The sequence below is a fragment of the Alteromonas sp. 1_MG-2023 genome (assembly GCF_030547075.1).
In the GTDB taxonomy this organism is placed as follows: domain Bacteria; phylum Pseudomonadota; class Gammaproteobacteria; order Enterobacterales; family Alteromonadaceae; genus Alteromonas.
On sequence record NZ_JAUOQH010000002.1, the window covers coordinates 243,836 to 260,654 of the forward strand.

Below are 16,819 nucleotides of genomic sequence, written 5' to 3' on the forward strand. Positions count from 1 at the left end.
TCTCTCGTTCAAATTAGTATAAATAATAACCGGTTAATTGAAGCCCCATCAGCATCAATCCAGCGCTCATTAACATCGTATTTGTAACCGTTGAAAAACGCTCGAATGAAGGGAGCTTTCGCCAGAAGTTAATTGCTATAACAATGAAAGCCAATGCCATGAATTGTCCTAATTCGACACCAATATTAAAGGCAATCATATTGGCAACTAGACCCTCAGAAGGCAGTTCAAATTCTTGCAATTTTGTTGCTAAACCAAAGCCATGGAACAAGCCAAATATAAGCACCGCCAATTTAGTGCTCGGCTGCTTGCCAAATAAACGTTTAAACCCACCCAAATTATCGAAGCCTTTGTACACCACCGAGAATCCAATAATGGCATCGATTAAATAGGGATTAACTTGTATATCACCCAGGACTCCCCAAAGTAAGGTAATGCTGTGGCCTATCGTAAACATACTGACATACAGCAGTACATCGCGGCTTCGGTAAAGGAAAAATATGACGCCGACTAGAAATAATATGTGGTCATAACCCGTGAACATGTGTTTGGCACCGATATAAATAAACGGGAAAAATTGCATTCCGGTATTTTGTTCCAAGAACAAACGGGTATCGTCATCAACGCCATGCGCTAAAGCGCCTAGTGACATACTCAACAACAGCAGCCCTAAAAACAGCGCGAAGATATGTCTGATACTAGTTCGCATGAGCTGGCGCCTTTTCCTCGGTTGGTATGTTGTCTCTATGTAATATTCGATAAAGGGCGGGTATGACAAATAATGTCAATAGCGTTGAGGATATGATGCCTCCGATAACGACCGAGGCTAATGGACGCTGAACTTCTGAGCCCATTCCGGTGTTTAGCGCCATGGGCACAAATCCTAATGACGCAACGAGCGCAGTCGTAATAACTGGTCGTAAACGCGTGATTGCGCCGTCAAATATCGCCTGCTCTAGGGACATATTTTGTTTTCTCAGATCGCGAATAAACGAAACCATGACCAAGCCATTCAGGATAGCTATGCCTGACAGTGCAATAAAACCGACTGCGGCTGATATTGAGAATGGAATATCTCTAAGCATTAACGCCGCTATACCGCCGGTCAGTGCAAGAGGTACGCCTGTGAATATGATCATGGCATCTTTAAATGAGCCCAGCGCCAATATTAGTAAGCCAAGGATCAATACTAATGTAACCGGAACCACTATAGATAGACGCTGCGAGGCCGATTGCAATTTTTGATACGTGCCACCATACTCAAGCCAATAGCCTGCTGGAATGTCTACATTACTCTGAATTTGCGTTTTTATATCTGCAACAAAACTGCCTAGGTCTCTACCGCGAACGTTTGCTGTTACTACAACACGACGTTTACCATTCTCCCTGTTAACCTGATTTGCACCTAACACCATTTCAATATTTGCTAATTCTTGTAAAGGTACGTAATGCCCATCGGGTAAGTGTATAGGTAAGCGATACAGGGCATCAACGTCGCTGCGCATAGTCTCTTGCAAACGGACCACAATATCTGCTCTAGCATCGCCTTCGTAAAATTTACCCGCTACTCGTCCGCCCAATGACGTTGCTAACTGTTCTTGAATCAACGCTTTTGAAATACCGTATTGTGCCAATTTTTCCATCTTTGGAACAATAGTAAGCATAGGCAATCCTGTAGTTTGCTCCATCTGAATATCGGCAATACCTTCTACGCTGCCAATAGCACTTTGGATATCATTGCCTACCGAATCCAATATCTCAAAATCATCACCGAACACTTTGATTGCTAATTCTGCTCTCACCCCCGACAACAACTCATTAAAGCGCATTTGTATGGGTTGTAAGAATTCATAGCGATTACCTGGAATGGGTTCCACCAATGCTGCCAGATCTTCAACAGTTTGCGCTTTTGTTTTCTTTGGATTTGGCCACTGCTCGCGTGGTTTCATAATAATGAAATTATCGGCAACACTGGGCGGAACGGCGTCTGTAGCAACATCGGCGGTACCTATTTTTGCGAACACTCTTTCAACTTCAGGCATTTCCATAATGCGCGCTTCTAAACTTTCTTGCAGGGCAACTGCTTGGCTTAAAGATGTACCGGGAATGCGAAGTGCGTGCATTGCAATATCCCCTTCATCCAAATTGGGCACAAATTCACTGCCTAGTTTGGTGGCTTGGTAACCCATTATGCTCACTAGCGCGACGGCAAAAAGCACAACAAACCATCTCGCCTCCATAACCCACTGAAGAGAAGGCCGGTAAAGAAAAGTAGCTCCCATCATGATGAAATTACGTCTTTCTTTGACCGGTTTTTTAAACAACAAAGCAGTTGCAGCAGGTACAAATGTAATGGATAACACCATGGCACATAACAACGCGATAACGACAGTCAGTGCCATTGGGTGAAACATCTTCCCTTCCACACCTTCAAGCGCGAAAATAGGTAGATATACAGCGGTGATAATAAAAACGCCAAATAATGCAGGGCGTATTACTTCTTTCGTTGCAGTAAAGACAATTTCCAATCGGTGCTTTAAAGCTAATTGTTGACCACTTCGACTGGCTTGACTTAACCTACGCAAGCAGTTCTCAACAATAATGATTGCGCCATCCACAAGCAGACCAAAATCGAGTGCGCCTAAACTCATTAAATTTGCACTAACCTTAGTTTGTACCATGCCGGTGATGGTCATTAACATAGCAAAGGGGATCACCAAGGCCGTTAAAAGCGCAGCTCTAAAGTTTCCTAGCAGTAAAAACAAAATGACGATGACAAGCAAAGCACCTTCGACTAAGTTGGTCTTAACGGTGTTAAGCGTTTGGTCAACAAGCTTTGTCCGATCGTAAACAGCCGTGGCTACGATACCTTCTGGGAGTGACATATTGATTTCTTTGAGCTTCTCACCAACCGCAAATGCGACTGTTCGGCTGTTCTCGCCAATCAACATAAACACCGTGCTCATCACTACTTCGCGGCCATCTTGCGTTGCAGCACCTGTGCGAAGTCCATGACCTTCAACCACGCTTGCAACATCACTGATGCGCACACTCGCACCGTCTGTAGTTTTCACTACGGTATTAGCAAGCGCTTCAAGGTTTTCAATTTGTCCTGGGATCCGAATCAACCATTGTGCACCGCTCTTTTCGATAAAGCCGGCGCCTTGGTTTATATTATTGTTTTCAATAGCGTTGACTAAATCAGCTTGCGTAACGCCGTATGTCAGCAGTTTTTCAGGTTCGAAGGCGACAACCAACTCGCGCTCAAAACCACCAATCGGGTTGACCTCAACCACCCCCGGCACACGCATTAACTGAGGGCGAATAACCCAATCGTGTACTGAGCGCAGCTCCATGGGCGTTATCAAGTTTCCATCTTTATCTGTCGCACCAGGCTTAGCATCAACAGTAAACATAAATATTTCGCCAAGTCCGGTGGCAATAGGACCCAATTGTGGCTCAAGGCCAACGGGTAGCTCTGATTTGGCACCAGAGAGTCTTTCATTTACCAGTTGACGCGCAAAGTACACATCCGTGCTGTCACTGAATACGGCCACTACTTGTGATAATCCGTATCGAGAAACTGACCGAGTGCCCTCTAAATTTGGCAAGCCTGCTAGTGCGGTTTCCAACGGATATGAAATACGCTGCTCAACTTCCAGCGGCGTATAACCTGGCGCATCAGTATTGATCATTACCTGCACGTTGGTAATGTCTGGAACAGCATCAATCGGTAACTTGGTGAAATTCCATAAGCCAAGCGCTGACACTGCCAGTACCAGCACCATAACAAGCATGCTGCGCTTAATGGAAAAGCGTAGTATAAAATCTAACATATGGCGCTCCTAGTGGTTGTGTGATGCGCCGGATTTTTCAATATCGGCTTTGATGATGTAACTATTGTTGGTGACGTATTCAGTGCCGGCATCAATGCCGCTAAGTACCTCAACCCATTCACCAGCCTCACGACCTAGCTCCAACATTCTGACTTCGTATTGCTCCCCCACTTTGGCGTAAACTACCGTAAAGTCTCTGAAAGCCTGAAGGCCAACTCGCTTAACGGCTAAGGGAACCTCAAAAGTTTCGATTTCTATTAGCGCGGAAACGAACATACCTTCTGTTAGTTGCCCGCTAGAGTTTTCTACATCTGCAAGAAATAGGCGAGCTTGATCATCCCTCATTCCTAGACGATTTCCACTGATAGCAGTGTCAATTGTCGCATTGTGACCATTAACCATAACTGTAACGGGCGGCGATTGTCTTATGGAGGCTACATCCATCGGGAATACAGCAAGCTCTGCAAGCAATTTATTAGACTGAGTGATTTCAAGCAGCACTCGCTGACCCGACTGCTCACCGGTATTCGCTTTTTGCTCGGTTATTACCCCTGCGATTGGCGCTTTAATTTGATTAGATTGTAAGCTCTCGTTACTTTCGATGGTAATTAACAATTGTCCCTTTTTGACAACATCTCCAAGAGCAACATGCACTTGTTTGATTTCCCCTTCAAAACGCGCTTGGATTTGACGCTTCGCATTAGCGGGTAATACAAGCTTGCCATACACTTTGATGGTTTTATGTAGTGTTGCTGCACCGACAAATTCTGTATCAATCTCCATTGCTTCTGCTACTTTTTCTTCAATCAACGTGCGGCCTTCAAAATTGTCATATTCCCACGTATAGGTATTTCCCCGATAACGAGCGGCCACAGAAACCACAAAAGAATGAGGTTCGTAAATAACGGTATCTCCACGCAAATAATCACCTTCCGCTTTAAAGTTAATGTCGTCTATTTGCTCTCCTAAGCGAATTAATTTGATGTTTAATTCCACTTGCTCAGGAGGAACGGGGTTTTTTTCATTAGCCACCCAAACCCTAAACTCTGGTGGAACGCCTGTTTCAAAGATGGAAAGTTCAATGGCAAAGTCGCCATCTCGCAGCATTCTTCCGCGATGTGGGCCTTTCTCGGGCTCGACCTCTACAGTTGTTTCAGTAGACTCAGCTAGAGCGCTGCTAGGCACTACTGCACTTGCTGCTCCAAGCTGACATAAAAATAAAAAAATAAAGAGTCGGTTATTCATTCGTTTCTCACTTAATTAGAAAGGCTTGTGCCGGTAAGGCGCTGAATTTCGATATGTTGAAGATGTATCGCCTGATAGGCATCCAGTAACTGTGCTTGTGTACTGAGTAACTCTTGTCGTATTGACGTCCACTCTAAATAACCGATGCGACCAATATCGTATGCCTTACTGGCCTCCTCAGTTGCTTTTTCGAGCAAGGGGATCACTTGCTCGGTGAGCGTATCAATAACATGCTTGCTGTGTTTCATGTTTTGCAGCAACACAAACAGCTGCGTGTTGAGCTTTCTGGTTAAAACATCAGCTTGGCTTTGATATTCGGCTTGCTGAGCTTGAATAACTTGTACTTCGCCTAAGCTTCGTGAGTCATTGCCAAACGGAATAGAGATACCTGCGACTAATCCGAAATCATCGGTAGCTTCGTAGCGTCTTATGCCTGCTGACACTTGCCACTTGGGGCGCGCTTCAATGCGTGCTAGCTCAATCTGTGATTGGGCAATACGTTGCTTGTTAGCAAACGCTAAAAGTGCAGGATGAGCTTGTAGTTTTGCTAATTGCGAGGGTAAATCTTTGACGACAGGGATATTAAGCAATTCACCTTGAGGCACATAATCACTAACCTCACCGCCCCACTGCGCCACCAACTGATAACGACTCGCCTCAAGCTCATGCTCCAAGTCTTCTACCTCCAGACTTCGACGCACTAACTCTGCTTTTGATTGCAATTGTTCAATCGATAAGCTTTTTCCTGCTTCAACCCTACGTCTTATCGCAGATAACGCACTATCAGCCTGTTGTTCTGCCAGTTCCGCAAGTTGTAAGCGCTGCTCTAATATCAAGGATTCAATAAACAGCTTTGCCGTATATGCAGAGATATCAAGTGCCTTTATCTCAATGTCAAAATCGATTTGCGTAACGGCATTCGTTGCCGCATCTACACGTTTCTCAATTGCACGTTGTTCAAGCACCCATGCAATACTCAAGGTACTTTGTGCTGCACCAAAATTACTGTGAGTACCTGTACCCATTGCATCCTCAATTGTAAAGTCGATTGTAGGCCTTGGTAACACAGCTGCCTGTTTTACTTTTGCATCAAGCGCCTTGCGCTGATGTCCAAACACACTCATTTCAGGGTGCTCTGCTAAAGCAAAGCTGATCGCTTGAGACAAATTCAACGCTTCTTTTGCTTGTACCTCTTGTACATTAACGAAAAGTGGGAACATGGTTAGTCCAGCAATAATACATAGTCCAAACGGCCTAACATCCAGACTTAAAAACCGACCTACAATCGGTTTTAATGTCGTGAAAAAAGTGAGCGAGCGTTGCATGGGGAGTCCTTATGGATGAGTAAAGATAGATTCGACTAGGTGGTGAGTTGCATCCACAGCGAAGATGGTTAAACATAGCATTACCGACATAAATGCAATAGGCACTATGACAGGCATCGATTTTTTTGTGGGTGTTAATAGCTGCTGTACTCGGTGAGTTATATCATGTGATCCGAAATAACTAAGAGAAGTGTTTGATTGACGTTGTGGAAAAGCTTTTTGTAACCGAGCAACCTTTACCAATGTTGCGGCTACATCCTCGGCTTCGTGCACCGTTGCAGTTGATTGGTCTGCAATAAATTCGGTCATTAGTGCATACTTTGCATTAAAACGTTGTGCCAATTTTCTTGGGTAATAGGCTGAAAGAAAAGCAATCAAGAGTTTTGACAAGGGATCTTTATTGCGGGCGTGGGCAAGTTCATGCTTAACAACAATATTAAATTCGTTATCGGTAAGATTGTCTATCAGCCCTTTTGATACATAGCAAAGGGGGCTTAAGAAGCCTGATGTAAACGCAGTAGGGATATTGCTATCAATGATTTGGACGCCTGGATAGCTCTTTGAGCCATGCACATTGTTTGAAAAATGGTTCAACGTTAACAGCGCATTACCTTGTCTATATAGCCCTGCTCCTCTAATCACTATTAGTGCCAGGCTGAACAACGAAAACAGAATAATGGTGACTCCATGCCAACTGTCTAACTGAAAAACGTACAAGTGATGCCAATGAGCTACGCTATCAACCCACCTATAAATAGCTGTGTTCTCTAAAAGTGGACTAAAAAAAAGCATCGTCATTAAACCCAAAATCCATGGGCCTGACACCCATATCAAAATTAACATTTTTTGTGATTGAACGGAGTAAGCATCAACAGATTTGCCTACTATTTGCCACACTACAGACAACAAAAGTGCACTCACCAAAAATCCAAGCAATGCAATCGTAATAAGGTTCATGATGACCGCAGCATCACTTATCAGCACTGGTTGTTCCTTTTTTTAATTGCTTTCGTTGAAGCTCGATTAATTTCTCTAATTGGTCCAATTGTGCTTCGTCCATTTCACTGGATACGGATGAAAAAGCCGCGACCATGCTGCTTTCACCTTTGCTGACAAAATCACTGGCGACACTATCAATCAACTTAGCAATTAAATCACCTCTTTCAATCTGTGCAAAATACAAGTAGGCGTGCCCTTGCTTTTCGCGCCTCAATAGTCCCTTTTTAAAAAGGCGCTCCAGCGCGCTTTGTACCGTATTTAGAGAACTATCACGTTGTTTAGATAGTTCAGCATGCACGCGTTTAACGTCAACACCAGGCGATGTCCACAAATATTGCAACACCTGTTTTTCTAATTCACCGAGGAACATAAAGTGGCTTTCCTATTTTTCATGCAGCGTATATACTGCCGGAACAAAAACCGATAGGCAATCGGTTTTAATCTAAAAGGTCAATATATGGGTTGGTTAATTACAAAGTACCTCGTTACAGCGGGAATAATTGTAACGGTGTCTGAAGTCGCTAAGCGCAATGATAAGTTCGGCGCATTGCTTGTCGCACTGCCAACTGTCACGATCTTGGCAATAATTTGGCTCTATTTAGAAAATCAACCCAATGCAAAGATTGCTAGTCACATGCGATACACATTTTGGTATGTGCTACCTTCGCTTCCTTTGTTTTTGATTTTTCCTCTCTTGATAGACCGAGTAGGTTTTTTGATGGCGCTTTTTGCTGGCTCAATAGTGTCAATTTTATGTCTTTACGTGCTGGCGTTTATCTTAAAACGGTTTGATATTCACTTGTTGTCTTTTTCTTAAGTATTACGAATTTAATACTCTGTTTTAGGAAACATTATTTATGAGTATTTTTGCATTAATTTTGATCGCGTTTGCTATGTCTAGTGATGCGTTCGCCGTTTCAATTAGCAAAGGAGCACAACTTAAAAACCCACGTATTCTAAATGCACTAAAAATGGGGCTAATATTTGGTGTCATTGAAGGTATAACTCCTATCATCGGTTGGGCAATTGGTTCGGCAGGCTCTTCTTACGTTCAGGAAGTAGACCATTGGATAGCTTTTATCCTGTTGTTTTCACTGGGCCTGCATATGTTATATGTCAGTTTCCAAGCTGAAGAAACAGAGATTTCTTCTCGCTCTTTAGGTAGAAATCGCGCACTAGCTGCCACAATGTTAACTGCGTTGGGTACCAGTATTGACGCAATGACAGTGGGCGTCACGTTTGCATTTTTGGATGTAAATATTGTTGTAGCCTCCGTATTGATAGGTCTTGCAACCTCTCTAATGGTGACTATTGGGGCCTTATTAGGAAGAGGCTTGGGCGCCTTAGTTGGGAAAAGAGCTGAAGCGTTTGGAGGTATTATCCTAATAGTTATCGGTTCATGGACTTTGTATTCGCATCTGAGCGTTTAGTTGAACTATTGAGACATTGGTTGAATTCGCAACTTGCATCGCAAATGTTGTTAATGTGGTGGTCAATAAAAATCATGGTTGAGGCACTTATTGCAACTGCGACAAACATTGTAATAAAAAAGGCTCACTCATAACGCACATTCTGTGTCCCAAATGTCACTGATACTTATATCGTTTACGGATGATTTGTTAAAAATCATCATTAAACAGTTCAGTCGATCTTATAGCTTTCTTCAGTTTCTCTTAAGTTCACTTTTGTATTATCAGTAACCATTTTACTGAACATATAGAACATGTATGCCAAAAGCCACCACCCTATATAAAGTACTTAGACCATTTTTACTTTTATTTATTTTTACACTCACAATGCTCTCATTGTTCCGTGCCGGTATTCTAGTTTGGCAATATGAAAGAGTCGAGAATTTATCAACGTCTGTATTAGTGTTGCTCAACGGTTTGCGCATCGATATCAGTACGCTGTCATATTTGCTGTTCATACCCGCTTTATTGCATTCTCTAATGCTCTACTCCAAGTTCGCCAAAATTTGGCTGTCAGTCTTACGGCTTTGGTTTTTCGTTTGTGCTGTTTCAGTATTGTTTTTTGAACTAGCAACGCCCACATTCATCAACGAATACGACCTTCGCCCTAATCGCCTATTCATTGAATATTTAGTTTATCCAAAAGAAGTATTTGGCATGTTAATGGAAGGTCATTTATTGCCGGTGTTAATTACCACAGTTTTGCTTGTCATTAGTTCATTGTTTATATGGAAGCTAATAACGCGCATTGTCAATAACGAACAGTGTTTACTTGTCGTATCACAACAACAAAAAAGAAATGAGAAGCCTCGACTGACTTTGCTTGCCTCTTTTGTATTAATCGTCCTAGTCTTGTTTGTTGGCGCTCGCGGCACACTTGGTCACCGCCCTATTAACCCCTCGGTCGTTTACTTCACAACCGATCCACTAATCAATTCACTGACACTAAATTCAATCTACAGTGTTGCTTTTGCTTGGAAGCAATTAGGTGGTGAAATTCATGCTTCTAAAGTATATGGGAAACTAAGTGATGAGAGAGTAATACAATTAGTGCGTGAATCGACCGGAGCAACTGCAGATAGCTTCATTTCAGACCAAATTCCGACCCTAAGAAAGCAATCACCTACCTTTAAGGGAAAACCGAAGAATTTAGTCATTGTGCTACAAGAAAGCTTGGGTGCACGATTTGTTGGAAGCTTAGGCGGCAGCGGCATTACGCCAAACCTAGATGAAATTATGGCTTCTGGTTGGTCATTCGACCGATTATATGCAACAGGTACTCGTTCCGTGAGAGGAATTGAAGCTGTTGTTACCGGATTTACTCCAACGCCTGCTCGCTCTGTTGTCAAATTAGATAAGTCGCAACATAATTTTTTCACCATAGCTAGTCTCTTGTCTAGGCACAACTATGAAACTCAATTTATTTATGGTGGCGAAAGTCATTTCGATAATATGAAAAGCTTTTTCCTTGGTAATGGCTTCAAAGATATTGTCGATGGCGATCAAATAAAAGACCCTGTTTATGTCGGGTCTTGGGGGGCGTGCGATCAAAGCCTCTTTAATCAAGCGCACACTGAGTTATCAGCTATGCACAAAACCGGTAAACCTTTTTTCAGTTTGGTGTTCACTTCTAGCAACCATGACCCGTTTGATATCCCGGAAGATTTTGTACCCGTGATTGACTCAGAAGACGATAGAGATAGAGCCATCCGCTATGCTGACTACGCTTTAGGAAACTTTATTAAAAAAGCCAAACAATCCGACTATTGGGAAGATACAATTTTCTTAGTGGTAGCCGATCATGATGCGCGTGTTTACGGCCCAGAATTGGTGCCTATTAAGTCATTCCATATTCCAGGTGTTATTTTAGGAAAAGATATCGTACCTAGACAAGATGAGAGGCTTGTTAGTCAAATAGATCTTGCACCTACCCTATTATCCTTGATGGGTATTGACGACTATTACCCAATGCTAGGCCATGACCTAACACAGAGTAATGTGCCTGAACGCGCGATGATGCAGTTTGATAAAAACTTTGCTTACATGACAAATGAAGAAGTTGCTATTTTACAACCAAACAAAGATCCCAAATACTATACTTTTAATCGAAAAAGCAAGCTATTGGAATTTGGTGTTGAAAATCAAAACCTTGGTGACATAGCGCTAGCTCATGCGCTATTCGGGAGCTTAGCTTATGATAATCAATGGTTTAGGCTTGAGAACGAGAAATAGAAGTTTCACTTTATGAGTTGTTAGTATTTATTGACAGAGTTTTTTTTCGCTTGCTTCACATAATGGATAAAACCCTCTGCAGAGCGTTTCCAGTAAAACTAATGGCAATGGTTAGTGCTTTTGGGCGCAACGATGTATCTCAACTATAGTTACCCTGACTCTGAAAACACAAACCTATCACTCAAAATGAAATTTGAGATAATCCCTGCTATTGTGCCGCTCATAAAAGCGAATAACTCAAAACCAAAGGTAGTGGGTAAAACAAAGAGTAAACTTAAAAACACGATTAGATTAGGCATTAACGATATCAAGCCGGCTATTAAAGCTAATCCGAACTGTTTATAAAACGCAGCATGGTGCCGCTGTGCGAAGGTCAGAAACCGATTCCCTGTGCATGTAATGAACACCGCGACCGTGAAAGCTATTACTCTGGCACTTAATGGAGATAAGAACAAAAAATTTGTTAGTAGCAAATACACAGACGCATCCACTAAAAATGCACAACCGCCAACTAACAGGAATTTCATCTTCATTTTTATTTGCATAAAAACAGTCTCCTTCGTGTATTGTGCGAAATTACCTCGCAGTCACGAGAACCTATTAATGGAGAACGCATGTCTTCTTCTAGTACCAAATAAAAAGGCAATTCTGCTTCTTGCAACTCGTCAATTGACGAGACTGTGATAGCCTTGCCTGAAGAATAAAACCGGCCTGAAAAACTTCTTGTGCCTAAGTAGTACAAATCAAATTCACTTTCAATATATGCTAGTAACGCTTTGTCGCTTTTTTCATTTGCAAGGTTAGGAAGTTGCACTACCATAAAAAACACCATCAATATTGGCGTGAGAAAACTAGTGATCACTACACTAAACCGTATACGTTTAATCATAATGGCAATGAGAAGTGATAATGCAGGAATGCCAGGCAATACATAGATAGGAAGAATATTACCCGACATAGTGAATAACAACATCGGACTAATAAGCCAACACATTAAATAACTGGGAAGATAGAAATTAAATCCATGCTGCCCTAAAGCTGTTCTGTATTTTTTAATCACAAGCAAAACTGCAAAGTAAATCGACCAAGGAAATGCCACTGCAATCCAATAAATCCAAATTATACCCCGTGGTTCACTATGAGCAGTACCGTATAGATCCCCTTCCCAGCCGCTTTGAACAAAACGCAGAAAGTGTTCGCCAACAATGAAGTAATTAAGAAAACCAGGGGTCTTAGTTTCAGCGAGTAGATACCATGGAAGCGAAATAGCTAAGGTAAGCAGGCAACCTTTGAACAGTGGAATTTTTCGATAAAAGGTTTTGATACCCGTAATCAAGCCATAATTTAATACTAACCACGGTGCCACCGCTAGACCTATAAGCACGATGATGATAGGACCTTTTGCGAGTAAACCAATTCCTATACCAACGAAGCCAAAATAGGCATAACTGTTCGAATCATCTCGCCAAGCGATTGCAAAGCCCGCCATTGCCATTGTCATGCCTAATAGCAAAAATGCATCGGTCATGATCATTCCACTGGCAACGAAAAATCCTAGCGTTGATGCAAGCACCAGAATAACGAGGGATGAGGATAAAGAAAAGCGTTTCGCAAAAACACCCATAACGAATAAAGTAATCATCCCTATCAAGAAATGAGGTAAGCGTAATGAAAATTCGGAGATGCCTAAAATACCGCCAAATGCGGCACTCGCCCAGGTGTGCAAGGGAGGCTTTCCCCAAAATGGAACATTGTAATCAAATTGTGGCGTGATCCAATTTTGTGTTTCCCACATGATGCGTGCCATTTCACCGTAGCGCGCCTCCGTTGTGTCGATAAGGGGGTATAAGGAAAGTGACACTAAGCGAAATAACAGAATGCCCGCAATCAAAAACCAAATGGGATGAATTTTATTTAGCATTGATGACCGCAACTTTAGACGAACTAATGACTTCTACAGCAGCATTACTCTTGATTTGTGAAATCTCTTCTTGCACCACATATCGAGGGCGATTTTTAACTTCGGTATAAATTCGACCGATATAGGCACCCATAATACCAACCGTTAACAACTGAAAGCCTCCCAATGCTAAAATTGTCACCATTAGCGTCGGGAATCCGGCTACGCTGTTGCCCAGAAATACCGTTTTTACAACAATATAAAGACTATAAATAAAAGCGCTACTGGCAATTATAGCGCCCATCCAGGTAGCAATTTGCAAAGGTTTGGTGCTAAAAGCGGTAATACCGTCAATTGCAAGTTTAACTAACTTGATAAACGGCCATTTAGATTCGCCACTTACCCGTGCGTCACGGTCAAAAAATAAGGTTTTAGTAGTGAAGCCAGGCCAAGATAATATTCCTTTCATATAAATGTTTTTTTCAGGCATTGAGTTGATAACATCAATAACATTTCGACTAATCAATCTAAAGTCACCTACATTTTCAGGAATCGGCGTGTCAGACAACCAATTTAACAGGCGATAAAAACACTTTGCACTTAATTTTTTAAACCATGACTCACCGTCACGTTTAGCTCTGCACATGTTGACCACCTCAATGCCCTGCTGCCATGTTGCTAACATGCCAGGAATGAGTTCTGGTGGATCTTGCAAATCAGCGTCCAATATAATCACCGCATCGCCTGTTACCGATTTAAGTCCGGCGCACAACGCCGCCTCTTTACCAAAATTACGACTCAGTTTTACTACCTTCTTTTTGTCCGCAATTGCTGGACCAGCATTAATTTTATCAATAGTGTTATCAGTGCTGCCATCATCAACGAATACCACTTCAGTCTTGCACTGAAGCGCTTTAAAAGTCTGTTGCAAGCGCGACATGAATTCCTCAATCACGCAGCTTTCATTGTATACCGGCACCAACACAGAGAGTGTTTTACTTCGCAAATTGATTGCATTTTTATAATTCATCATAAATAACAAGGTTCATGTGGTGTTTCGATATTGCACATTTTCTAATACTAAACTGAAGAAACGCTGAAAAAAAAATTAGGTTTAACTTTAATTTTATTCAATTGAACTTCAGATATACCATGGCGATACTTAAGACTTTCTTCATTAAAACTTCAGTTTCAAGATCTATAATCGCCCCTCTACACATTCGATTAATTTATTCATGCTAAAAAAAATGCGTCTTGGCGAACTTTTTACGACTAAAGAGCAAACATTTTCTATATACAAGCTAAATGGCTTACTTGCCCTTTGGCTATTGTTTGCCTACAACCTACCGTTTTTAAATAAGGTTTGGGATGGTGTGGGTGATAAAAGTGTCGGGGTTATAATATTAATAATAGGAGTAGCAATATACTTGCTGCTGTTAAATTTATTACTCATATTGTGTGCAAACATTAGACCCGTCTTCAAACCCTTTATTATATTGACGTTTTTTATTTCCACTATTTTGCTTTATATCAATAGTACTGGAAAACAATACAATCCTTGGGCCTTTGAAATGAGTCAATGGCTAGCGGGCACTGGCCGCTTTTTAACGTTGAATTTTGCTTTACACTTTATTTTTCTATTTTTGTTACCGTCAGTCGTTTTATCGATAATAAATATTAAATACGACACGATTAAACGTCATATCATAAAAACCTTAGCTGCTATTGGTTTAGTAAGTTTATCATTGTTCTCAATACATCAATTAACGCAAGATAAAATCAGGCCATATTATCATTCTATGCGAAGCGCACTGGTCGACGTAATCCCCATGCATTTCGTTGACAGCTCAATTAAGTATGTCCAGCATCAATACTTTGAGCCTGTGCATAGCTTTGCGATCCTCGATAACGCCCCATACCTCATTGATAAAAATGTACACACGACCGTCGTACTAATTGTTGGTCAATCTATTCGCGCTGACGCGTTTACAAAAGATAATTTACTTTCGTTTGAGCAACATGCTGGACAAGAGAGTCCGTTGTCTGCATGCGACACCTATGCCGAATCATCCATGCAATGTATGTTCTCATTTCTGTCGCTGGCTGAATTTAGCGATAAACAAGCCAGTCATCAACAAAATGTATTAGATATTTTGGCGCTGTCTGGGGTAAATATCTTTTGGCTTTCACATCATGAATCCTGTGGCGACCTCTGTAAAAGAGCAAACGTTTCTGAACGTCGCTTAAAATGCAAAAATAAACAGTGTTACGATCATGACTTGATCAATACCTTACTCGTTGATGTTTTGCATAACGCAATTAACCCCAAAGCACCTAATTTAGTTATTATTCAAACCCAAAATATCGGCTCCCCCTTATATTCACGGTTTTACCCAAATGAATTTTCGACCCGCGTCCCTGAATGCAAAACCCTGCTTGTGGCTAATTGTAATAACGGTGAGTTAATCAATAGTTACCGAAACGCCGTTGATTATATGAAATTTGTACTGGCACAAGCCATTTCTCGAATTGAACAATTTCACGTTAGCTTTCCCATCACCAATACCTCACTAATGTTCACTGCTAAATATGGTGAATCGCTTGGTGAAAAGGGGCTTTATTTTCATGGTTCACCTAAAGCAGTGGCACCATCAGAGCAATTGCTTGTGCCACTACTCATTGTTGACAATAACTTACCAAGCGACTGTTTATCGATGCTTAACGGGAAACTTAGCCATGATTTTGTTTCTCATACCTTATTGGGATATTTTCATACACGTTCAAAGACCTATTCACCGGAGTTTGATATAGGCTATTTGTGCAAATCACAGGCGATTGAAAAAGCCATGCTGTATTAGTTCATTTTAATAATTGAGTACCTTATATGAAGAAAACCTTAGCCCATCGCAAACTGGTACTTTCGTGTTTCGTTTTGTTGTTAATTTTGAATAACAGAGCTTTAGCAAATTACGGTCAATCGAAGCAAACTCCCCCTGCGCCTAAGTCTATTCTTAACATGCAAACCTTATCGGCTTGCAGAATACGTCATTACAATGTTGAATATGTGGTGAAAGATGGGGAAAGAATAGTAGGAGATGCAAAGCGAGTATTGAGTTCTATTGATGGTGTGACAAAATTATATTCACGCGTTGATGCTTCAATTGCTTTTCTCAAGTTTTCACAAACTGAAGAAAGTATCCTAACCAACTATCAATCCAAAGGCTTAGTTCCAGAGCAATATACACAGGTAAAGAAAAAACCGTTCAAGAAGGCAAAGACGACGAGCTTTTCAATTTTGCAAACAAACACCGTTGACGATGAACTTTCAGTATCGGTTTTCGACCCATTGACTGTCTATGATCATTTGAGAGAGTTAGTTTGCTTGGGCCTTCGAGACGATGTTGAGCTAACAGTTCAGGACGGTAAAAACACAGAACAATTCCCATTTTCATTCAAAGGCCAGGAAACACTCCTACTACCAATAGGTAATGTAGAGGTTTTACTGATGGTGCGTACTCGAAAAACAAATTCGAGAGAAACGTCAATATGGTTTGATGTGAACAGGCAGTTTTTACCGGTGAAAATAGAGCAAGCAAAAGATGGCGACAAGCAAGCCACGTTAGTCGCATCTAGCGTAAAAGTGGATAAATATGTAATCTACGGAATAGAAGAAAAGTAAATTAATGTAAACAAAATAGTTTGAGGGACTGCCCTTTTACGTCGTATTGCCTGAGCCATTATGATGTAAACTTATGATCAGGGTCAGAACGTCCAACTTGGAAAATATTCAGTATATCTTAAGTAATTCTTAAG

14 protein-coding genes are annotated in these 16,819 nt (G+C 41.5%); 5 read left to right on the forward strand and 9 right to left on the reverse strand.

The genetic code is table 11. The features are described from left to right. Window positions 1-13: 13 nt before the first annotated feature. The 6 genes from Q4561_RS03035 to Q4561_RS03060 are packed head-to-tail and all read right to left on the reverse strand — an operon-like array spanning window position 14 to window position 7,775. Complete coding sequence (locus Q4561_RS03035; protein ID WP_303457505.1) at window positions 14-709, reverse strand: HupE/UreJ family protein; 696 nt, start codon at window positions 707-709, stop codon at window positions 14-16. After that, complete coding sequence (locus tag Q4561_RS03040; protein WP_303457506.1) at window positions 699-3,836, reverse strand: efflux RND transporter permease subunit; 3,138 nt, start codon at window positions 3,834-3,836, stop codon at window positions 699-701. Before Q4561_RS03040 ends, Q4561_RS03035 begins: the two co-directional genes overlap by 11 nt. A 9-nt stretch (window positions 3,837-3,845) precedes the next feature. Next, entirely contained in the window at window positions 3,846-5,081 is a 1,236-nt protein-coding gene (locus Q4561_RS03045; protein ID WP_303457508.1) for an HlyD family efflux transporter periplasmic adaptor subunit, read from the reverse strand. Between the two features lie 11 nt (window positions 5,082-5,092). Next, on the reverse strand, window positions 5,093-6,406 hold the full coding sequence (locus tag Q4561_RS03050; RefSeq protein ID WP_303457509.1) for a TolC family protein: 1,314 nt from the start codon (window positions 6,404-6,406) through the stop codon (window positions 5,093-5,095). A 9-nt stretch (window positions 6,407-6,415) separates the two neighbouring features. After that, window positions 6,416-7,390, reverse strand: coding sequence for a M56 family metallopeptidase (locus Q4561_RS03055; RefSeq protein ID WP_303457511.1), 975 nt, complete (start codon window positions 7,388-7,390; stop codon window positions 6,416-6,418). Continuing rightward, window positions 7,377-7,775 (reverse strand): BlaI/MecI/CopY family transcriptional regulator, encoded by a 399-nt coding sequence (locus Q4561_RS03060; RefSeq protein ID WP_303457512.1) that lies wholly within the window; start codon window positions 7,773-7,775, stop codon window positions 7,377-7,379. The genes Q4561_RS03055 and Q4561_RS03060 overlap by 14 nt, the downstream gene beginning before the upstream one ends. Before the next feature lie 87 nt (window positions 7,776-7,862). Between Q4561_RS03060 and Q4561_RS03065 the strand changes: the two genes are divergently transcribed. The 3 genes from Q4561_RS03065 (at window position 7,863) to Q4561_RS03075 (ending at window position 11,106) form a co-directional block, all read left to right on the forward strand. Next, the gene (locus tag Q4561_RS03065) at window positions 7,863-8,222 is read left to right on the forward strand and encodes a DUF3147 family protein (RefSeq protein WP_303457514.1); all 360 of its coding nucleotides are present in this window, start codon (window positions 7,863-7,865) and stop codon (window positions 8,220-8,222) included. Window positions 8,223-8,262: 40 nt separating this feature from the next. Beyond that, complete coding sequence (locus tag Q4561_RS03070) at window positions 8,263-8,835, forward strand: manganese efflux pump MntP family protein (protein ID WP_303457515.1); 573 nt, start codon at window positions 8,263-8,265, stop codon at window positions 8,833-8,835. A gap of 297 nt (window positions 8,836-9,132) precedes the next feature. Continuing rightward, on the forward strand, window positions 9,133-11,106 hold the full coding sequence (locus tag Q4561_RS03075) for an LTA synthase family protein (RefSeq protein WP_303457516.1): 1,974 nt from the start codon (window positions 9,133-9,135) through the stop codon (window positions 11,104-11,106). 149 nt (window positions 11,107-11,255) lie between these two features. Here Q4561_RS03075 and Q4561_RS19800 read toward each other — a convergent pair whose 3' ends face one another. From Q4561_RS19800 to Q4561_RS03085, 3 genes are read right to left on the reverse strand one after another with little or no spacing between them, the layout of a single operon-like run. Then, window positions 11,256-11,651 (reverse strand): GtrA family protein, encoded by a 396-nt coding sequence (locus Q4561_RS19800; RefSeq protein WP_368411516.1) that lies wholly within the window; start codon window positions 11,649-11,651, stop codon window positions 11,256-11,258. Beyond that, a complete protein-coding gene (locus tag Q4561_RS03080; RefSeq protein WP_303457517.1) occupies window positions 11,642-13,027 on the reverse strand; it encodes a glycosyltransferase family 39 protein in 1,386 nt (461 codons plus the stop codon). The genes Q4561_RS19800 and Q4561_RS03080 overlap by 10 nt, the downstream gene beginning before the upstream one ends. Continuing rightward, complete coding sequence (locus Q4561_RS03085) at window positions 13,017-14,039, reverse strand: glycosyltransferase family 2 protein (RefSeq protein ID WP_303457518.1); 1,023 nt, start codon at window positions 14,037-14,039, stop codon at window positions 13,017-13,019. The genes Q4561_RS03080 and Q4561_RS03085 overlap by 11 nt, the downstream gene beginning before the upstream one ends. Window positions 14,040-14,241: 202 nt before the next feature. Here Q4561_RS03085 and Q4561_RS03090 point away from each other — a divergent pair, with 202 nt between their 5' ends. Next, the gene (locus Q4561_RS03090) at window positions 14,242-15,864 is read left to right on the forward strand and encodes a phosphoethanolamine transferase (protein ID WP_303457519.1); all 1,623 of its coding nucleotides are present in this window, start codon (window positions 14,242-14,244) and stop codon (window positions 15,862-15,864) included. A 26-nt stretch (window positions 15,865-15,890) separates the two neighbouring features. Next, window positions 15,891-16,685, forward strand: coding sequence for a DUF3108 domain-containing protein (locus Q4561_RS03095; protein ID WP_303457520.1), 795 nt, complete (start codon window positions 15,891-15,893; stop codon window positions 16,683-16,685). The last annotated feature ends 134 nt before the right edge of the window (window positions 16,686-16,819 follow it).